Genomic DNA, 17,884 nt, shown 5'->3' on the forward strand with positions numbered 1-17,884 from the left:
GGTCATTTGCGCGGTGGTCCTTGCAGGTCGGTCGGCGCGGCGTTATCGGGGCGACCGCGAATCAGCGACTCCGGATGCCGTCCGAGGTAATCCGAGAGCTCGCGCAGAGAGCGTGACATGCGCGCCAGTTCATCCAGGGTCTGGGTCAGTTGTTCACGCTGCGGTGAGTCTTCGGCCAGGGTTGAACTGGCCGATTGCAGGGTCTTGCTCACGTCAGACAGGGTGTTCTGCACGCCGGGCAATGTCTTGGCGTTGAACTGGGCCAGGCCCTTGCGCAACTCCACCAGGCTGCTGTCGAGATTGCCGGCAATGCGCTCGATCGGCAGTTGGTTGATCTTGTTGACGATGCCTTCGAATTTTTCCTGCAACTGTTCCAGGTTGCCGGGGATGGTGGGAATACCGACGGGACGCTGGTTCGGGTCAAACGCGACTTTGTCGGCTTTGGGGAAGAAATCCAGGGCGATATACAGCTGGCCGGTCAACAGGCTGCCGCTGCGGGCCTGGGCGCGCAGACCGTTCTCGATAAAGGTGCCGATCAAGCGCACGCCGGCCGCTTCGTCGTCGGGGTCGCGGTTAGTGGCTTTGAGCAGCTTGGTATTGGCCTCCCCGAGCAATTGTGGATATATCACGATGCCGACGTTGACCGGGAAGCTGCGTTTCTTCGCATCGAAATCCAGGTTGATCGACACCACCTTGCCGAATTCGACGCCGAGGAACTCGACCGGCGCGCCGACTTTCAGCCCGCGCAGGGCCTGGTCAAAGCGCAGGACCATGTATTGTCCCTTGCCATTGGGTGGGGCGAGGGCGCTTTGCTGATCTTCGAACAGCTCAAAGCCGCGATTTTCCTCAGCCGGCTTGTCGTTGGGGTTGTAGGGCGGCGCCTGGAAGGAGATGCCTCCCATCAACATCGACGACAAGGATTCGGTTTTCAGTGCGAAGCCATTGGCACCCACGCTTAAATCGACGCCGCTGGCATTCCAGAAACGGGTGTTTTCGGTGACATACACATCATTGGGCGCATGCACGAAGACTTCGATATTCACGCCCTTGCCCTCGTTGTCCAACTCATAGGCCACCACCTGGCCCACCGGGATTTTCCGGTAATAGACTGGCGAGCCGATATCCAGTGAGCCGAGGCCCTGGGTGTGCAGGGTGAAACGTTTGCCGGGCTCGCCGTAGGTGATGGGTGGAGGGTTTTCCAGGCCGGTGAAATGTTTGGCGCGGGTTTCGGATTGGCCGATGTCGGCGCCGATGTAGTCACCGGAAAGCAAGGTGTCGATGCCGGACACGCCGCCCGCGCCAATGCGCGGGCGTACCACCCAGAACTTCGAGTCTTCGCGGGTGAAGCTTTCGGCCTGCTTGGACAGCTCGATGGTGGCGTTGACACTTTTCTGGTCATCGCTCAAGGCGACGTTCGAGACTTGGCCGATCACCACGTTACGGTATTTGACCTCGGTTTTGTTGGCCACAAGCCCGCTGCCGGTCTTGAAGTTGAGGGTGATGGTCGGGCCTTGTTGCATGACGCTGTGAACCACCAGCGAGATGCCCACCAGCACGGCGACAATTGGCACGATCCACACCAGCGAAACGCTGAAGCGACGCGTCTTGATCGCAGGTTTCCCCGCAGGGGTGTCAACGTCGTGTGGCGTCATCCGAGCGCTCCTTATAGTGTGGGTTTTCCCAGATAAGCCGTGGATCGAAACTCATGGCCGCAAGCATGGTGAACACCACCACCAGGCCAAAAAACAGAATGCCCAGGCGCGGCTCGATAGTGCCCAGGGCCTGGAACTTCACCAGCGCGGCCACCAGCGCGACCACGATCACATCGAGCATCGACCAGTAGCCGATCAGCTCGATAAACCGGAACAGCTTCGAGCGCTCTTTACGCGCCCAAAGGCTGTTGCGCTGCACGGTGATCAGCAGCAGGGCCAGTGACACGAACTTGATGCCTGGCACGGCGATGCTGGCGATGAAAATGATCAGGGCAATGTCCCAGGCACCATGCTGCCAGAACTCCAGCACGCCGCTCATGATAGTGCTGTCTGCGCCCGAGCCGAGCATGGTGGTGTTCATGACCGGCAGCAAATTTGCCGGTACATAAAAGGCGAGGGCGGTGAGCATGTAGGCCCAGGTTCGGGTCAGGGATTGAACCTTGCGCCGGTGCAAGGGCGCGCCGCAGCGGTCGCACTCGGTGGGTTCCAAGCGCATGTCGCAGGGCTGGCCGCAGGTATGGCACAGGCACAGGTTGAGTTCGCGGGCGGTGGGGGGTGAATTCATACGGTGTCCCACAGGTCGCGCACATCGCGCCCGGCAATGCGGATGAGCAACAGGCTGAGGGCGGCCAAGGCAAACAGGCCGGTGCCGGGGATCACATCCAGCATGCCTGCCAGTTTGAACACCGCGACCATCGCGCCCAGCAGGCAGACTTCCAGCATGCTCCAGGGCCTGAGCGCTTCCAGCCAGCGCATGCACAGCTTGAACGCCGGGGAGCGCCTGCCGGCCAAGGCGTAACTCAATACCCAGATCAGCAACAGCAGCTGAAACACCGGCGCGATGATGATGGAAATCGCCGCCACCAACGCAATGAACGTGATCGGCCCAAGGCTCAACGCCACCACTGAATCCCAGAGGGTCGCGCTGTTTTTGAAGCCCTGCAGGCTGATGCTCATCACCGGATAAAAGTTGGCGAAGGTCCACAGCACCGCGGCGGTCACCGTCAGGGCGAGGCGTTGTTGTACCGACAGGCCGTTATAGCGCTGCAGCACGCCCGAGCAGCGTACGCACAAGGCTTTTTGATGCTTGGCGAGCGTGACCTTTTCGTACACGCAGTCGCAGTGTTCGCAGATGATCTGCTGATTCGCCATAGGTGCTGCTCCAAATGCGACCGGCTGCGGTGTTGGCCGCTGCCGGGGGGCAATCGCGTTTGCGTAGCTTAGCAGCGGATGCCACCGTTTTACCTAACGCTTTATCTCCTTATGGGTAGAAAACGTTGTGCGTATTTCACAACAAAATCGGCCTCGCGCTTGCGCGAGCCATAGCTCCTCAGGGCAAGGGCGCATTTCCGAGAACTTCACCTGGCTGGCGCTCTGCAGGGCATTGCTGATGCCGTCTAACGACAACGGGTTATCAAAGTCGAGAAATAAAGGTTTGGGCTCGGAGTCAATCTTGATGAAGGCATAGCGCGGCAACCCCTGGGCTACTGCCCAGGAGCGCCATTGCAACGTATGGTCAAGATCGTCGATGGAGGTTTTCAGTTGCGGCAGTTGGTCGCTTGAGAACAACCAGGAAGCCCGTTTGTAGAGCGCGCGCCCCAGCCAGATACGGCGCTGATCGTGTTTGGCGACAGCGCTGCCGGCCAGGGCGAAACCGAGGCGATGCAGTGGGGTCGGGTAGACGCAGAGCAAATCTTCGCTGAATTGGCCCAGGGCATCGATTACCTGCAAGCGTCCATTGGCGTACGTCACTTTTGCCCGGCCGGCGGCAAACTGTTGATGCGCGGCGACGCAACCCCCGCCGGTGGGCAGTACCAATTGCTGATAGGACGGCAGCAGTGGCCAGTCGATATGGGACCGTTGGTAACTTTCCGGCGAGTCAGCCAGAACCAGCCGCGGACGCTGAAAGATCGCCTCTACCTCTTCGTTCACCTGAGTATTGAACGGACCGAAGGGGGCCGCAACGGGCTGGCTGAGGGTATGCACCGCCGGGTGAACTTCACCCACGATGATGGCGTAATCGCCTCGGTTGATAGCGTCCACCGATGCACTGGAAAGCAGAAAGTCCGGCGAGTGGTAGTCACTGCCAAACACCTCGAAGTCGGTGACGCCCAGTTCGGCATCCAGACGGCTTATCAGGCGTTCGACGTCTGCAGCCCGCAGATGCACATCGAGGTTGTCCGGGAAGCCCTCCAGTTGCTGTGCCCAGGCATTGTCCAGGCGCTGCTCCAGGTCGATGACAATTCGCGCTTCAATCGCTGGCAATAGTGGAGCCAGTGAGTTGAGCAGGTCGAGAAAATCCACGGGCGTGCCCGCCAGGGCATTTTGACGCTGCTCCCATACTTCAATGAACGCCTGGTTGAGCTGATGCGCGATGGCTTTGATGAGCCATTGGTGGATTCGCATCAGTGGCCCCAAGTCATCATTTATCTGCGCGAGCAAGCCTCCACCCAGACTGATAGTCATGTTTCTCGAACAGTCTTCGTACACGGGGTAACGACCGACATACATAGCACCGGTTTCTCGACTGAGGTCGACACCGGCTTCAGCGAGCAGTTGGTTCAGCGTATCCAGGCATTCCGTGCGGCGCTCAAGGTCGCCTATGGCGTAGTCGCGGCGTGCGTTTTCCAGCTTCTCCAGGCGCAATTGCCAGGTTTGGCGAAAGGCTTCAGGTAGTCGGGCATCTTCCAGCCAGCGTTGCATCTGTTCTATCGGCTGACGTTCGCGCGGCGATATTCGCCAGCCACGACGCACGATGCGTTTGCTGACCAAGTTTTCCAGCAGGTCGCGCAGGGCGCTGGCTGGCGTGTCCGCACTGGCGTTCAACAACCCGCGAAATGTCGGCGTGCCATCGCCTGGGTTGTTGACGTAGGCCAATACCTGCGCGGTTGGCGGGCTCAGGTGCTGCTTTTTGCCGATCGGCATGAACAAGGTCTGTTCTTGCAGGTAGCAACCCGTGTTGAGTTGCAATGGCATGCAGTCGAGGGCAGGGCATTGCTGGTTGATTTGATCGACCAGACGTTGTACTGCCCAGTTTTCGAAAAACGTATGGCGGTCCTTGATCCATGCATCACCGTAAGTGACGTGCATGTTCTCTGCCTGCTGGGGATCGAATCGGCCCCAGGCCAGGGGGCCGAAAAAGCTTGAGGTGTCGTTTTTGGCGCAGAAACGCTGGGCATAGCTCCAGCCTAATCGCAGCTTCTGTTTCTTGCGCGTATCGTTTTTGGCGTACCGGTCGCGAATCAGCTCACGCGTGCGCGTCAATGCGGACGGGTTGGAAATGAACAGAGCCTCGGCGACTGCGTCGTCATCCAGAAAGTCGATCAACCCTTGGCGGGTGCGTTCCAGGTAAGCCTGGTATTGCTGGTCTGCCTCTGTGCGTGTTGCGGTCTGTTCCAGTAAGCCATTCCAGTCGTGTACGGCAGCGGTCAAAGGCTCGCGCAAGGCTTGCGGCAGGTCGGCGATCTGCAGCGTGAGGCCTTCGTTGAGTTTACGAATCAGCTTGCGGCAGGCTTGGGGTGAGTGGGCATTGGCCGCTTCAAACAGGGTGGCCTTCACCGCTTGCAGTGCGCGAAAACACTGTTCAAAGGCTCCGCAGGCAGGCAGCTCGGAAAACCCTCCGAGCGCGGTCAGGTGATGAATGGGGAAACCGGTTGAGCGCAGCCAGAAGTAATGTGAGCTTTGCATGATTCAGGCCGGCATCCTTATTGCGTTGAGTTGATGCAGCTTGCCAAGCACTGCAAGATCATCGCCGTTGTGGGGGGCATGCGATGCCAGATCCTCAAGCAACCGTGGCTGTTCCAGGTCGGCGTAAAGGCGTGCCGCCTGCGGGCTGATGAGCGTGAATTTGTGCCGAGCCTCGGGGTTGGGTAAATACACCAGGATGTGCTGACAGGCCGGTTCCAGCGGCCCGCGTCCCAGTTGGGTCTTATCGCGCAGCCAGTGTGAGAGCGCAAAGCGGCTATGGTGAAGGCGGGCCTGGGCGGTACGTTGATAACGACCAGGTACCGGAACGGCGACGTCCATCAACCCGGTGTATAAATGAACGCACTCGCGTTCAAGCCCGATCAGGTCCCGGATCTCGGGATGATCGGCCAGCTCCTGGCGTTCCAGTAAGAATTCCAGTACCGCGTCGCAATAGCCATACACCCTTGGCCCAAAGTCGAACCAGTCGTGTTCGCGCAAAAACGTCCGGGAGAGTGTGGGTAGATCCAATCCGATGTTGATCAGCGCGCGCAAGGTCAGCGGGGCGCCGGTCTCCAGCGCATTGGTAAAGGAGTTGACCAGGCGGAACTGGTAGTTTTCGACGAACCACTTCACGCGGTCGAACTGGCCGGCATAGGCTTGCAGAATCGTGCGTTCATCCTCAGGAAAATGTTGCAGCCATTGCGTTGCTCCCTGCGCCTGGAACAACTGTTGCTGCAAGGTTTCATCGCGCAGCAGACGCCGCCAAAGCTTCCAGACCTGCTCAGCATCCATGCGCCAGCTCCCGTGCAGGTTGGGTGTAATGATTCCAGATTTTCTGTGCTCGCCGGACGTCGGTGACGATCATGTGTTCGTCATTGGCATCCATTACCCGGGTGAGCGCATGGTGGGCCTGCCCTTGATATTCCAGGATGATCGCCGAAGGTCGGGCCCGTGACATCAGTTCTTCGTACAGGTCCCAGACAGGCTCGGGCACGCTGGTGTCATGCCAGTCGTGATAAAGCCCCTCGTGCCAACTGCCCCCGGCCAGGTGCACCGAGATCACCTTGTCCAGCGGCAAGGTATCCAGGTAGTCACGCAGGTCGAAATCCTTGAGGTTCAGGTGGTTGGTGTAGATGTTGTGCAGGTCCAGGTGCAGAAACGTACCGGACTGCTGCACCAGCCGGGCGAGAAACTCGGCTTCGCGCATTTCTGCGCCTGGGCATTGCAGATAATAGGCTGCGTTTTCATGGGCCAGCGGCATCCCATAGTGCATTTGCAACGCCTTGGCCCGTTCGGCACAGCGCAGTACTTCGGCGTTGGAGAACTGCAGGGGGCTGCTCCAGATATCCAGCCATGAGTTATCGCCATAAAAGCAATGATTGGCCACCCACGGGCTGTTCAACATCTTCGCCAGGGGTACATGGCGCTGCACCGCCGCAGTTTGCTCCAAAGGGCTGAAACCAAAGTCGCAGCCGTAATTGGAGTGCGCCAATAACGTGAACTTCTCGGCCAGCCGCTCCATCATCGCTCTGGCCGCCGGCTTGATGATCTGCGGACCGTCCATGGGCGCCATGATGTTATCGAGCAGGATTTCCAGGACATCGACTTCAATGTCCTCGAAGGGAAACCAGTCAAGGATCTCGGGGTTGTACTGAATGCCCACGCCAATCGGGTCGGGCTTAACGAATTGAGTCATGGGTTGCCCTGTCAGGCGAAAGAAGGGGCTTCCCCGGCTGCATGCCGGGGAAGGTTTGGAACAGTCAGGCAAAAACCTTGCTCTCGATGACTTCGATGTCATCCAGGTCGAACTCCTCGAACAGCGCCTCTTCGGTAGCTTGGGGCGCGGGAACGGATGCGTTTTCGACGGGCAGGTCGTTATTGACGATCGGGGTGGTTGGAGATTGAGTCATGGCACTTTCCTCAGGGGTGGTTGAATAGGCGGATCACAGTGAAGGCCGTGAAGCACCAGGCGATGACCCATCCCAGGCAGGTCAACACACAGGTGCTCCAGTAGAGTCTGCGCAGCTGTGGGGAGACCGGCTCCGGCGCTGCGCGGCGCGAGCGCCGCACATAATTGAACGCTCGCTGGCGCAAGCGTGGCTGCTCCAGGCATTCGATAATTGCCAGGTAGGTGTCGCCATTGAAGATCGGGAGCAGGGTCGGTATCAGGGAAATGAACGACGCTACGACCATCACCACGAACAGCGCGGGGAAAACGCCTTGGGCATCTCGGTACAACGCCCACAGGACGATCCCGGCACCGGCGTACATCAGGCTGACCATCGGGCCTGCCAGGATGGTGATGACGCGTTGATTCAGGGGAAGTTGCGACCACTGTTTTTGCACTGGACGTACCCAGCCTGTGGCCAGTAGCAAGTAGATACCAATGCCGAAATCGTTGACTTTGACGCCATAATGTCGACATGCCATGGCATGGCCAAGCTCATGCAGGGCAATGGACGTGATGATGACGGGGAAGTGCCAGATCAACCAACGGTAGCTGTGCACATAGGTCGCGGCAGCGTCAGCCATGAACGCGTCAAAGTGCATACCCAGGTAAACGAAACTCGCCAGCGCCAACACCAGTAGCGGCACATTAAAGGTCGCGCGACAACACCATGGAGCCCACCGGTAAAGGTGATCGAGCAACGGCTGCGGGTTGGTCTTCACAAGGTTGATCAACAAGTGTTCTTTCAGCGGGCCATAGGTGATACCCGTGGCCGGGTCGCGCAAGTTACTTTTATGAGCCGTGTGCTCGCTGCTCAGCAGTTTCAGGTTGAGCAACTTGCGCTCGAATTGCACCAGCTTCTCGGGACTGATCTTCATTCGGTGACGGGCAAGGGCTGAGGCCATGATGTCGGAGTGGCTGCTGTGGCCATCGAATAGCAACGCGAGGGAGTACTCGGCCTTGCCCAGTTCAAAACCGAGGTCCGAAGACGGGTCATAGAGTTGGTAACGTTGCACGGCGCTATCGGCTGCCGGCGGTGTCACGATCAGGTCATTTCTGAAACAGGCATGGGCTGGCGCTGCAAGCTTCCTGGTCGCATAGGCTGAGCTGCTCATGGCTGAGCCCACCACGCGTGCAGGCGCGGCCTATAGGTTTCCACCAGCGCTTTGCGGCCTTGAGCCTTGACGTCGGCCAGGCGCTCGTCCGTGCGCTGATGACTGGCGCGGCCCAGCACAAAAACCGCCCCAGGGCGGGTTGGGCCGCAGACGGGTTCATGGGTGGTGCGGATCGGTTCCCAGCCATGTTTACACATCAGGTGTTCGATGCTGCTGGCGCTGAGGTAGCGTCGATGGTTATGGGTCAGGAAGCCCTGTTCGAGGCCGTAGCCCAGGGCGCGGCCCTCAATCAACAACAACCCATCGTCCGCACTGGCCTGCCGGCACAATTGCATGACCTGATTGACGTCATGGACATGTTCCAGTGACCCATTGATGATGATCAGGTTGTATTCGCCAGTGGGGCTCATGTGCTCAGCGCCCACCAGGTCGATGTCCAGGCCGATCCTCTTGCCGTATTCCACATAGGCACGGTCGGGATCATTGCCTCTGACCGCCCAGCCATGTTTGGCAAACGGGATCATCAACCCGCCCGCGGAACAACCGACGTCGAGCATTTTGCCTGTGGCGGGAAGTAGCTCTTTGAGGTACCGATACAGGTGTTCTCCGCGGCGTACCTGGTCAAGAAAAAACGCGCGCTCCGGTTCTGAATTGCCGAACAGGCTCAGGCGGTAAAACTTGTCGTAGTAAGCGTTATAGAAGGCTTCCTCGAAGCGGTATTGCTGAAAAATATGCCCGCATTCCTGGCAACCCAGTACAGGCAAGTCTACCGCCTGCTCGCCCGGCCCATGAACGCTGTGCAATAGCACCCAGTGTTGTTTGGAGTTGCACAGTTCGCAGTCCATCTTGTGCGCGCGAAAAGTGTCAGGCATTTGCAAGCGTTGTAAGTATTTTTGTTCTATAGGTGTGCTCACGATGACATCCTGGTCACTTGATGCAGAAAAAACCTTCAAAGCAGATGTATTTGAATACCGTGGTTATATCCTTAAAGCCTGCACGGCTTAACAGGTCGATATTTCCGGCGGTGGAGAAGGGTTCAAGGACACCTTTGAGGCTTCTGGTCTTCGCCAGTATTTCATCGGCGCTATAACCTTGGTCGCGTTTGTAGTCCACGTAGAGACTACTGAGAATGTCCTGAAAGCGCGCATCCGGCCCGCGGACTTTCTCGAACATGATGAACGCGCCTCCCCAATTCAATGCTTCGTATATTCGATCAAACAGGGCCTGGCGGATGCGCGGGTGCACGAATTGCACCGTGTAATAAGCCACGATCAAATCGCTTTTTTGATAATCGAACGTCAGTATGTCATCAGTTACAAAGCTGACATTGGGCTGCGGTGCCGCGCTCAACAGTGTGTTCGCCTGGCACGTCATCGCATCTTCCACATCGATGCCTACCCACTTTGTCGAGGCGCAGTGGCGTAATGCAAGTTGACGAGTCAGGGTGCCGGTAGAACTGCCCAGTTCATAACAGGTACTGTCGCTCTTTACAAAAAAGTCGCTGAGTGACAAAACGATTTCATGCCCATCTTTATATCGGGGTACGGACTTTGATACATGCGAGTCAAAGTGCTGCGGCGTTGTGCCACCGAAACTCCAGGCCGCATTGCGCGACTCGACACCGTCACCGACGGTTTCATAGGGAAGAGCAGGCGAGGTCATCAAGGTAGACATGTTCATTCACATCCATGCTGGAGAACGTTGAGGTGCGTCACTGTGGCGAGCGCGATGTGAATCGCACTCGACACGTTAGCGTTTGTTTTTATTGTCCCGGCTGCCCGAGAGAGTTCTTGTTGCCAGGTTGATTGCCGGCCCCGTCTTCGAGGTGCGGCGATAGTTAGTCAGCGTTGAGTGTAATAACGCATTTACGCCGTCGCGCCGACCATTGTTCGTCGCCATACAAGACGCGCCAATGTGATCGACCAGTTGCACAGGGCGACAACCAGAATGATATAGAGCAACGTCGACATGCCATGGTTGACGATGACTTTACCGGCCAACAACGGAAACCCGAACACACCGACAAAGTAGGAGAGACTGAATAACACCAATGATTGAGCGGTCTGGCCGGCGGGTGCTTCATTGGCTGCCAGTCCGTTTATCACGGAGTAAGTCAGGCCATAACCTACCCCGAGCACAACGGCGGCTAGCAAATACGCTGCTGAGGAGTGTACGAAGAAAGTGAACATCAACACCGAAACCACCATCAGCGCACTCAACAGGCTGGACATCAGGTAGGGATCACGTTTGACGATATAGCCTGCGACCAGCAGGCGACAGGAGATCGCTGCGCTCATGAAGCCCAGGAAGAACAGCGAGTAATCGAGATGGTTAAGCGCGGCATAGGAGGTCTGGAAACTCGAGAGTCCGCCGAAGATCGCGCCGCCGAGGCCTACCATGATGATGGCAAATACCGCCTTGGAACTCAGCACTGCCTGCGCTGCCCGGGCGCTGATCTTGCAAACGGTCACCGGCCCAAGGCGCGCTTGTTGCTGCTTGATGTTCGGCCCGAGCAGGAAAAACACCAATCCCCCTGCCAGGCTGGCGATCGCGGCCACTACAAACGCCGACTCCACGGAATAGCCCAGCGCCTCGGAGGCTCGCCCGACCAAAGGCCCCGTGCCTATGCCACTCATCATGCTGCCCGACAGCAAGGCAAAATACTTCACGCGCCGGGCAGGTTCTATGATCATCGCCACGATGATCGGTCCAAGGGTATAGAACACGCCCCATCCGAACCCCAGGATCAAGCCGCTGGCCAGCAGTGCCACGCCGAAAGCAGGCACGGTTGCGAAGCCCAGGCAAGCCGCTGCCAGTAACACAGCACCCGCTGCGATGGCTCTGGGAGCGCCGATCAGATCGGTCAAGTGGCCTGAGAATATGACTGCCAGGAACGTACTGAGCATCGCAACCGAGATGATCGTACCGGCGTCGGACTCGCTGCCGCCGCTTTCCCTGAGCTTCATTGCCAATAGGAACGTAGTGCCGTAAGACAGGGATAGTAAATAGCTGCCCAGGCAAAACAGGCCGAACAGCCCGTTGCCAGTAGCGTGGCTCGCGGACGTTTGTGAAGACATGGGCTTCTTTCCTTGTGGAATCGAAAGTGATGAGTCGGTAGAGGAATTAATCAGCTGCGCGTTTTAACGCGGCGGTTACCCGATCAATATCTTCCACTTGGGTCATCCAATTACTGATGGATAAACGCAACGCGTATTCACCTTTGTATGTCGTCGGGGTGATATACAATTCGCCACTGCTGTTGAGGTTACTCAGCACCTGTTTATTGAGTTCCGCCAAGGCAGTGGGAGAGCAAGCGTCTTTGAAGTAACGAAAGACCAGGAGATTCAACCTGACTTCACATAAAAGTTGAAAGCTGGGACTTTCATTAATCCATGCGGCGATACGCTGGGCATAACCACAGTGGCGTTCTATCAGTTCCCTGTATCCAGCCTTGCCATAGGCTATCAACGTCATCCATAACGGCAGCGCCCGATAGCGTCGAGACTGTTCGACACCACGGTTCATGAAAGCCGGTAATTGCCCTTCCATCGGAACGTAGGGCGCATCAGCTGAAAATGCTCGCTCATGAAGAGTGACATGGCGGGTAAATGCGATGCCGCAGTCATATGGAACGTTGAGCCATTTATGCGCGTCGGCTGTAATAGAGTCCGCAAGCTCCAAGCCTTCTACCAGATGCGCATACTGACTCGAGCACCTCGCGAAGGCACCGAACGCTGCATCGACATGCAACCATGCAGCGTATTTTTTGCATAACGCGGCCAGCGAAACCAGATCATCAAAATCGCCACTGTTAACGGTGCCTGCACTGGCCACCACGATTCGACAGGTCGATGGGCAAGTGCCAAGCGCCTGTTCCAGCGCCTGTAGATCAAACACTTCGCGATCAGGCAGGCAAGTTACATTGATAAAGTTACGCTGACCTATACCGAGAAGCCCCAGGTCTTTGACAATGCTTGAGTGGGGCGAGGCGCAGAAAACCATTACGGGAGGCGCGGCCTGAAGACCGTCCCGGGCGATGCTGACGTTGTTCTGTTCACCACACCATTCACGGGCGGTGGCCAGGCCGACGAGATTCGCTGCGGTGGCGCCTGTTGTCAGTACGCCGTGGAAAGCACCTGATGGGAGCCTGAGTAAATCTGCCAGAAAACTGAGGGTCTGGGCTTCGATGAACGCTGCTACAGAATGGCGTTCAGTCGCAACGTTCTGATCCAGCACGGAAACCAGCCAATCACCAGCCAACGCTGCGGGCGTAGTACCGCCGGTGACAAAACCAAAGTATCGCGGGCCTGTACTGCGAGTGTGGGATTCGCCGTAGTTTTCCCAATACGTTGCCAGAGCGGCTAACCCGCCAATCCCCTGCTCAGGCATCGCGGACTGAATCGTGCGGTGGTGAGGCTGAGTATTGACCACATCGGCATTACGAGCGTCTGCCAGAAAATCCAGCGAAATACGACAGACCTCAGCCATCAGTTCAGGCAAAGCAGATTCGTCACGGGGGAACCCCAGCATCCCAGTACTCCTTTACCTTAATAAAACGATCACTGTGGATCGTCGACATTTCCATACGTCTTTAGGAAGTTCGACATCTATAGCAGATCCGTTAAAGAACTCAAGTTGGCAGCTACGGGGGTGGAGAGACGCAAATATCACGATAGAGGGGTGTATGTGTTTCTGCAGTGGAAAACCTAACACTATGAATTTAATGAATAAAAACATAAGTAAACAGGTGGGCAACCGGTCAATTGAAGAGCCGGATTCGAGGCGGGAATGACGCGAAATAATGGATCCAAAGTTTATGAACTGAACATTAGCAGTTCTTAAACATATCCAGGCCCGATCAATTTCTGGGCGAGGTGGCGAACGAGCATGGAATTGTCCGGCTGGCAGCGCTGTTGTGTCTGACAGGCGTTGCAGCAAAAACTCAGGTCGTATTCAGCCTGCGTCTGCTACGGTTTCTGTAACGATGAAAGTGGCTGAACCTTTTGTTACAGCATAGGCGCCACTCACGGAATTTTTACCGCTGGTCGCGTTCCAAACTCGGCACAGGTCCATTGCCAATGTCCTCTGCATCACAGAATGCAAAAGTAGGAGCTCCCTTCATGTTTACTCCGCGTCGTCTGCTTGTTGTCGCTACCGCCGTAGCCCTGTTGTCTGGCTGCGCTTCACCTAATCCTTATGACGGCAGCCAGGGACAGGCCAGCAATGGTTCCGAAAGCGGTATGAGCAAGACCGCCAAGTACGGCGGCCTCGGTGCGCTGGCTGGCGCATTGGCCGGTGCGGCCATCGACCATAACAACCGTGGCAAGGGCGCGCTGATTGGCGCAGTCGTTGCGGGTGCTGGCGCGGCTGGTTATGGCTACTACGCCGACCAGCAAGAGAAAAAACTGCGCGAAAGCATGGCCAACACCGGCGTGGAAGTGCAGCGCCAGGGTGACCAGATCAAGCTGATCATGCCGGGCAATATCACCTTCGCCACCAACTCGGACGCGATCTCCAGCAGCTTCTACCAGCCGCTGAACAACCTGGCCAACTCCCTCAAGCAGTTCAACCAGAACACCATCCAGATCGTCGGCTATACCGACAGCACCGGCAGCCGCCAGTTGAACATGGACCTGTCCCAACGCCGTGCGCAGAGCGTGGCCAACTACCTGACCTCCCAGGGCGTCAGCGCTGCCAACCTGAGCGCACGCGGTGCCGGCCCGGATAACCCGATTGCCAGCAACGCTGACGTGAATGGCCGTGCCCAGAACCGTCGTGTCGAGGTCAATCTTGGCCCGATCCCTGGCCAGCAATACGGCCAGCCTGGCCAGCAGCAACAAGCGCCACAGCAGAACAACCAGTTCCAGGGCAACCCGTACCAGCAGTACCAATAAACGCTGGCCACTAAAAAGGGCGCCGTGCAGTCAATGCACGGCGCCCTTTTTTATGGCTGCCGATCTACATCAATCGATGTATTCGAACACCTTCACAATCTTCTGCACACCGGACACGCCCTGTACCAGGTTGGCCGCGCGGGTCGCTTCCGCCTGGGTCAGCAGGCCCATCATGTAGACGATGCCGTTATCGGTGACGATCTTGATCCGCGAGCCAGGGACCGCACTGTCGGTGAGCATCTGCGCCTTGATCTTGGTGGTCAGCAAGGCATCGTTGCTGATGGCCAGCAGGGTGATCGGGTCCATGACCTGCAATTCGTTGTGGACCTTCTTGACCCGTTGCACGGTCGAGGCAGCTTGTTCTGCCTGGGCCTTGAGGTCGGCGCGGGGTGTTTGCCCTGCCAGCAGGACGATGCCGTTGAAGCTGGTCACCACGATGCGTGAGGCGCCGTTGCCCAGGTCTGTAGCAGCCTTGGCGACGTTGACCTTGACCTTGGTTTCGATCAGCGAGTCATCGATGGTGCTGCCGAAAGTGCGCGTGCCCCGGTCGTCCTGGATGGGGGTGTCCCGTGTAGCGGTGATTGCCGAGCTGCAGCCGCTGATGGCAAGGCACAGCGTAATAGCCATAAGGCTGAGGCGGTTAACGGTCATTCTTCACTCCCGAACAGTTGGCTGTCGATCAGATCGCACAGGCAGTGGATCGCCAGCAGGTGGACTTCCTGAATGCGTGCAGTGACATTGGCCGGGACGCGAATCTCCACGTCCTCCGGCAGCAGCAGCGAAGCCATGCCGCCGCCGTCGCGGCCGGTCAAGGCTACGACAATCATTTCGCGATCATGTGCGGCCTGGATCGCTTGAATAATATTCGCCGAGTTGCCACTGGTGGAAATCGCCAGCAACACGTCGCCTGGTTGGCCGAGGGCGCGGATCTGCTTGGAGAAGATTTCGTTGTAGCTGTAGTCGTTGGCGATCGAGGTGATCGTCGACGAATCAGTGGTCAAGGCAATGGCCGGCAGGCTGGGGCGCTCACGCTCGAAGCGGTTGAGCAGCTCGGAAGAAAAATGCTGGGCATCGCCGGCCGAACCACCGTTGCCGCAGGAAAGCATTTTGCCTTCGTTGAGTAACGCGTTGACCATGACCTGGCTGGCTTGCTCGATGTGCGGTGCAAGTACGTCCATCGCCTGTTGCTTGGTGTCGATGCTGGCCTGGAAAAGCTGGCGAATTCGGGATTGCATGTCCATCTGTGTGACCTTAAGTAGCGCGGCTGTTTGGCACAGGTAATGTGCAGCCCGCAAAGCAAAGAGCAAAAGTGTGTGTGGTGAAGGTGCCGGGAGCTTCAGCTGTCGAAGGCATCTTTGAGCCAGTTCAGATCAGCAGGACCCGACGGTGTGCTTTCTATGGCAACCACATCGAAACGGCAGGGGCTGTCAGCCCAGCGATGCTCTTTTTGCAGGAAAAACTGCGCAGCGAGTATCAGTTTCTGACGCTTGCGCCCGTCAATACTGGCGAGCGCGCCACCCCATTGTGCGTGTTTTCTGTAGCGGACTTCGACGAATACTACTGTATCGCCGTCAAGCATGACCAGATCAAGCTCGCCGCGTTTGCACAACCAGTTCTGCGCCAGAAGGCGCAGACCCTGTTGTTGCAGGTATTTCAGCGCTTGAAGTTCGGCATCCTTGCCGCTTTGTGCGCTGGAGCGCTCGGGCATCAGCGCGGGGTATCGGGCAGGCGCTGGATCTCGCCGCCGACGAATTTCGCCCATGGCATCTGACGATCAACGCGCTGGTTGGCGCTGATGCCCAGGTTGCCCGAGAGACCGTCGACACGGGTGTCCGGCAACGCCTTGAGTTGGCCCAGGCGTGGCGCCAGGCGGTAGGCATCGACACCCATGGCGTACAGGCGACCCAGGCTGCCATTGGCCTGCGGCCATTGCGTGGCTACCTGGTTGCGCAGCGGGTCAGTGGTGTTGAGCAGCCAAGGGGTTTCGCAGAACATCACGTTAGTCATGTCCAGGTACTGGTTCCTGTCACCGCTGGCACTGAACACGTGGGACGTTGCGTAGACCGGCACATCCCCGGCGTACTGGAAGTTCAGGGTCGGCTTGATCTGTTGGGCCAGTTGCGGAGTAACGGCCAGGAAGATGAACTCGATGTCCTGGCGACGCGAAGGCTGTGCGGCAACGTCGGTGCCGACCGTGCTTTGCAGGCTCTTGGCGCGGCCTTCGCTTTTACGCAGTTGGAACAGATCGGCGATCTGCTGGGCCAGTGCCACGGGCTGATCCACGTACTCGACGCCCATGACGGTGCCGCCATTGGCTTCCCAATCCTGGCGGAAGGCTTTGTAGACGCGCTCACCCCATTCGCCACGGGGCACCATGGCGGCGGCGCGATGCAGGCCATCGGCACGGGCACGGCGCGATACTTCACGGGCTTCGTCTTCAGCGGCCAGGCCGAACTGGAACAACTGCGCCGGGCCTTGATCGGTCTCGCTGTAGTTCAGCGCCAGGGTGGTGATCGGCAATTGCGGGCGTGCGCTGAGTTGTTTGACCAGTGGTTTTTCCAGCGGGCCAACCACCAATTGCACGCCAGCGGCCTGGGCCTTGGCGTAGAAATCGTCGATGGAGGTCAGGCGCGAGCTGTCGTAGAACTCAATGACCGGCGCCTTCTGCCCGGCTTGTTCAGCCTGGTAGTGAGCCGCCATGAACCCTTCACGCAGCGCCTTGCCGACCGAAGCCAGCGGGCCTTCCTGTGGAAGCAGCACGGCAATCTTGTTCAGGGGCTGGCTGGCCAGTTCCTTGAGCTTGGTCAGCGGCGTTGGCAGTTGCACTGCCGCCGGGTGGCCCGGGTTCTGCGCGCGCCAGGTATCGATGGCGGCTTGTTGTTGCTCCAGGGTGCCAGCACCCTTGACCGCTTGGGCCAGGGTAATCCAGCCGTCCAGTGTCGGGTTGCCCGTCGCTTGCAGTTGTTCGGCTGGCAGCGCGGCAATCAATACCCAGATGGCTTCGTGGTTGCTTGCGGCGGCATCGCCGGTGAGCAGCGGCGCGATGGCTACACGCTCGCGAGCGGCGGCGAGGGTCTGGCCGTCGGCTTCATAGGCGCGGGCATGCACGGTGCTGGTGCGGATCTGCTGGTCTGCCGGCAGTTCCTTCAGGCTCTGCAGGCTGGGGTGGTTCAACGCCGCCAATGCCGCCTTGGGCTGGTTGCGCGTCATCGCCAGTTCGGCGGCCAGGGTGCTGGCAAATACTTGCGCGGCCGGCTTCAGGACATCCAGGGGCACCTGCGCAAGAATCTGCGACGAGCGGCCGGGATTATTCTGCTGGTAGGCCAGGTCAGCCGCACTCAGGCGCAGCATCGCGGCCTTTTCTGGCGTCTTGGCGTTCGTTGCCTGTTCGAGCAGTTGCTCGATACTGGCATCCGGAGTCCGTGGAAGGTCGCCAAGGCTGGACGAGGGCGAGCTGGCGCAAGCGGCCAGCAAGGCAGCGAGGCAGAGGGCGGAGAGCAGCCGCAGGCAAGCGATCATGTAAGTGTC

Annotated in this window: 17 protein-coding genes; 1 reads left to right on the plus strand and 16 read right to left on the minus strand. The window is 58.3% G+C overall.

Translation table 11 applies throughout. From position 1 onward, the window contains the following. Nucleotides 1-2: 2 nt before the first annotated feature. The 12 genes from FRT59_RS01295 to FRT59_RS01350 all read right to left on the minus strand — a co-directional run bounded on the left by FRT59_RS01295 (nt 3) and on the right by FRT59_RS01350 (nt 12,992). On the minus strand, nt 3-1,652 hold the full coding sequence (locus FRT59_RS01295; protein ID WP_034118153.1) for a PqiB family protein: 1,650 nt from the start codon (nt 1,650-1,652) through the stop codon (nt 3-5). Next, nucleotides 1,633-2,277 carry a paraquat-inducible protein A gene (locus tag FRT59_RS01300; RefSeq protein WP_034118154.1) on the minus strand — a complete coding sequence of 215 codons (645 nt, stop codon included), beginning with the start codon at nt 2,275-2,277 and terminating at the stop codon, nt 1,633-1,635. The genes FRT59_RS01295 and FRT59_RS01300 overlap by 20 nt, the downstream gene beginning before the upstream one ends. Further along, nucleotides 2,274-2,864, minus strand: coding sequence for a paraquat-inducible protein A (locus tag FRT59_RS01305; RefSeq protein ID WP_034118155.1), 591 nt, complete (start codon nt 2,862-2,864; stop codon nt 2,274-2,276). The genes FRT59_RS01300 and FRT59_RS01305 overlap by 4 nt, the downstream gene beginning before the upstream one ends. A gap of 93 nt (nt 2,865-2,957) precedes the next feature. Further along, nucleotides 2,958-5,399 carry a lantibiotic dehydratase gene (locus FRT59_RS01310; RefSeq protein WP_153870204.1) on the minus strand — a complete coding sequence of 814 codons (2,442 nt, stop codon included), beginning with the start codon at nt 5,397-5,399 and terminating at the stop codon, nt 2,958-2,960. Nucleotides 5,400-5,402: 3 nt separating this feature from the next. Beyond that, nucleotides 5,403-6,191, minus strand: a complete 789-nt coding sequence (locus FRT59_RS01315; protein WP_153870205.1) for a hypothetical protein — start codon at nt 6,189-6,191, stop codon at nt 5,403-5,405. Next, entirely contained in the window at nt 6,181-7,095 is a 915-nt protein-coding gene (locus tag FRT59_RS01320; protein WP_153870206.1) for an MbnB/TglH/ChrH family RiPP precursor modification enzyme, read from the minus strand. Before FRT59_RS01320 ends, FRT59_RS01315 begins: the two co-directional genes overlap by 11 nt. 64 nt (nt 7,096-7,159) lie before the next feature. After that, a complete protein-coding gene (gene tglA / locus FRT59_RS01325; protein WP_153870207.1) occupies nt 7,160-7,309 on the minus strand; it encodes a 3-thiaglutamate biosynthesis pearlin carrier peptide TglA in 150 nt (49 codons plus the stop codon). A gap of 10 nt (nt 7,310-7,319) precedes the next feature. Then, entirely contained in the window at nt 7,320-8,462 is a 1,143-nt protein-coding gene (locus FRT59_RS01330; RefSeq protein ID WP_052224541.1) for a M50 family metallopeptidase, read from the minus strand. Further along, complete coding sequence (locus FRT59_RS01335; RefSeq protein WP_052224542.1) at nt 8,459-9,334, minus strand: class I SAM-dependent methyltransferase; 876 nt, start codon at nt 9,332-9,334, stop codon at nt 8,459-8,461. The genes FRT59_RS01330 and FRT59_RS01335 overlap by 4 nt, the downstream gene beginning before the upstream one ends. Before the next feature lie 55 nt (nt 9,335-9,389). Continuing rightward, nucleotides 9,390-10,136 carry a methyltransferase domain-containing protein gene (locus FRT59_RS01340; protein WP_233094140.1) on the minus strand — a complete coding sequence of 249 codons (747 nt, stop codon included), beginning with the start codon at nt 10,134-10,136 and terminating at the stop codon, nt 9,390-9,392. Nucleotides 10,137-10,327: 191 nt separating this feature from the next. After that, nucleotides 10,328-11,539, minus strand: coding sequence for an MFS transporter (locus FRT59_RS01345; RefSeq protein ID WP_034118160.1), 1,212 nt, complete (start codon nt 11,537-11,539; stop codon nt 10,328-10,330). A 46-nt stretch (nt 11,540-11,585) separates the two neighbouring features. Then, complete coding sequence (locus tag FRT59_RS01350; protein WP_153838872.1) at nt 11,586-12,992, minus strand: pyridoxal phosphate-dependent decarboxylase family protein; 1,407 nt, start codon at nt 12,990-12,992, stop codon at nt 11,586-11,588. 590 nt (nt 12,993-13,582) lie between these two features. On the opposite strand from FRT59_RS01350, the gene FRT59_RS01355 reads away from it, so the two are divergent. Further along, complete coding sequence (locus FRT59_RS01355; protein ID WP_034118162.1) at nt 13,583-14,356, plus strand: YiaD family glycine zipper/OmpA-like lipoprotein; 774 nt, start codon at nt 13,583-13,585, stop codon at nt 14,354-14,356. 69 nt (nt 14,357-14,425) lie between these two features. Here FRT59_RS01355 and FRT59_RS01360 read toward each other — a convergent pair whose 3' ends face one another. The 4 genes from FRT59_RS01360 to FRT59_RS01375 all read right to left on the minus strand — a co-directional run bounded on the left by FRT59_RS01360 (nt 14,426) and on the right by FRT59_RS01375 (nt 17,875). Further along, the gene (locus tag FRT59_RS01360) at nt 14,426-15,007 is read right to left on the minus strand and encodes a BON domain-containing protein (RefSeq protein WP_034118163.1); all 582 of its coding nucleotides are present in this window, start codon (nt 15,005-15,007) and stop codon (nt 14,426-14,428) included. Then, nucleotides 15,004-15,597, minus strand: a complete 594-nt coding sequence (locus FRT59_RS01365) for a phosphoheptose isomerase (RefSeq protein ID WP_007904374.1) — start codon at nt 15,595-15,597, stop codon at nt 15,004-15,006. The genes FRT59_RS01360 and FRT59_RS01365 overlap by 4 nt, the downstream gene beginning before the upstream one ends. Before the next feature lie 95 nt (nt 15,598-15,692). Next, nucleotides 15,693-16,064: a YraN family protein gene (locus FRT59_RS01370; protein WP_034118164.1), complete on the minus strand. Its 372-nt coding sequence runs from the start codon at nt 16,062-16,064 to the stop codon at nt 15,693-15,695. Continuing rightward, on the minus strand, nt 16,064-17,875 hold the full coding sequence (locus FRT59_RS01375) for a penicillin-binding protein activator (protein WP_034118165.1): 1,812 nt from the start codon (nt 17,873-17,875) through the stop codon (nt 16,064-16,066). Before FRT59_RS01375 ends, FRT59_RS01370 begins: the two co-directional genes overlap by 1 nt. Nucleotides 17,876-17,884 lie beyond the last annotated feature (9 nt).

It is taken from the genome of Pseudomonas haemolytica (genome assembly GCF_009659625.1).
GTDB classification, from domain to species: Bacteria; Pseudomonadota; Gammaproteobacteria; order Pseudomonadales; family Pseudomonadaceae; genus Aquipseudomonas; species Aquipseudomonas haemolytica.

Excerpts from the sequence above, each read along its gene's own strand:
- FRT59_RS01295 (WP_034118153.1), bottom strand. The coding sequence starts at position 1,652 with ATGACGCCACACGACGTTGACACCCCTGCGGGGAAACCTGCGATCAAG.
- FRT59_RS01300 (WP_034118154.1), bottom strand. The coding sequence starts at position 2,277 with ATGAATTCACCCCCCACCGCCCGCGAACTCAACCTGTGCCTGTGCCAT.
- FRT59_RS01305 (WP_034118155.1), bottom strand. The coding sequence starts at position 2,864 with ATGGCGAATCAGCAGATCATCTGCGAACACTGCGACTGCGTGTACGAA.
- FRT59_RS01310 (WP_153870204.1), bottom strand. The coding sequence starts at position 5,399 with ATGCAAAGCTCACATTACTTCTGGCTGCGCTCAACCGGTTTCCCCATT.
- FRT59_RS01315 (WP_153870205.1), bottom strand. The coding sequence starts at position 6,191 with ATGGATGCTGAGCAGGTCTGGAAGCTTTGGCGGCGTCTGCTGCGCGAT.
- FRT59_RS01320 (WP_153870206.1), bottom strand. The coding sequence starts at position 7,095 with ATGACTCAATTCGTTAAGCCCGACCCGATTGGCGTGGGCATTCAGTAC.
- tglA (WP_153870207.1), bottom strand. The coding sequence starts at position 7,309 with ATGACTCAATCTCCAACCACCCCGATCGTCAATAACGACCTGCCCGTC.
- FRT59_RS01330 (WP_052224541.1), bottom strand. The coding sequence starts at position 8,462 with ATGAGCAGCTCAGCCTATGCGACCAGGAAGCTTGCAGCGCCAGCCCAT.
- FRT59_RS01335 (WP_052224542.1), bottom strand. The coding sequence starts at position 9,334 with ATGCCTGACACTTTTCGCGCGCACAAGATGGACTGCGAACTGTGCAAC.
- FRT59_RS01340 (WP_233094140.1), bottom strand. The coding sequence starts at position 10,136 with ATGTCTACCTTGATGACCTCGCCTGCTCTTCCCTATGAAACCGTCGGT.
- FRT59_RS01345 (WP_034118160.1), bottom strand. The coding sequence starts at position 11,539 with ATGTCTTCACAAACGTCCGCGAGCCACGCTACTGGCAACGGGCTGTTC.
- FRT59_RS01350 (WP_153838872.1), bottom strand. The coding sequence starts at position 12,992 with ATGCTGGGGTTCCCCCGTGACGAATCTGCTTTGCCTGAACTGATGGCT.
- FRT59_RS01355 (WP_034118162.1), top strand. The coding sequence starts at position 13,583 with ATGTTTACTCCGCGTCGTCTGCTTGTTGTCGCTACCGCCGTAGCCCTG.
- FRT59_RS01360 (WP_034118163.1), bottom strand. The coding sequence starts at position 15,007 with ATGACCGTTAACCGCCTCAGCCTTATGGCTATTACGCTGTGCCTTGCC.
- FRT59_RS01365 (WP_007904374.1), bottom strand. The coding sequence starts at position 15,597 with ATGGACATGCAATCCCGAATTCGCCAGCTTTTCCAGGCCAGCATCGAC.
- FRT59_RS01370 (WP_034118164.1), bottom strand. The coding sequence starts at position 16,064 with ATGCCCGAGCGCTCCAGCGCACAAAGCGGCAAGGATGCCGAACTTCAA.
- FRT59_RS01375 (WP_034118165.1), bottom strand. The coding sequence starts at position 17,875 with ATGATCGCTTGCCTGCGGCTGCTCTCCGCCCTCTGCCTCGCTGCCTTG.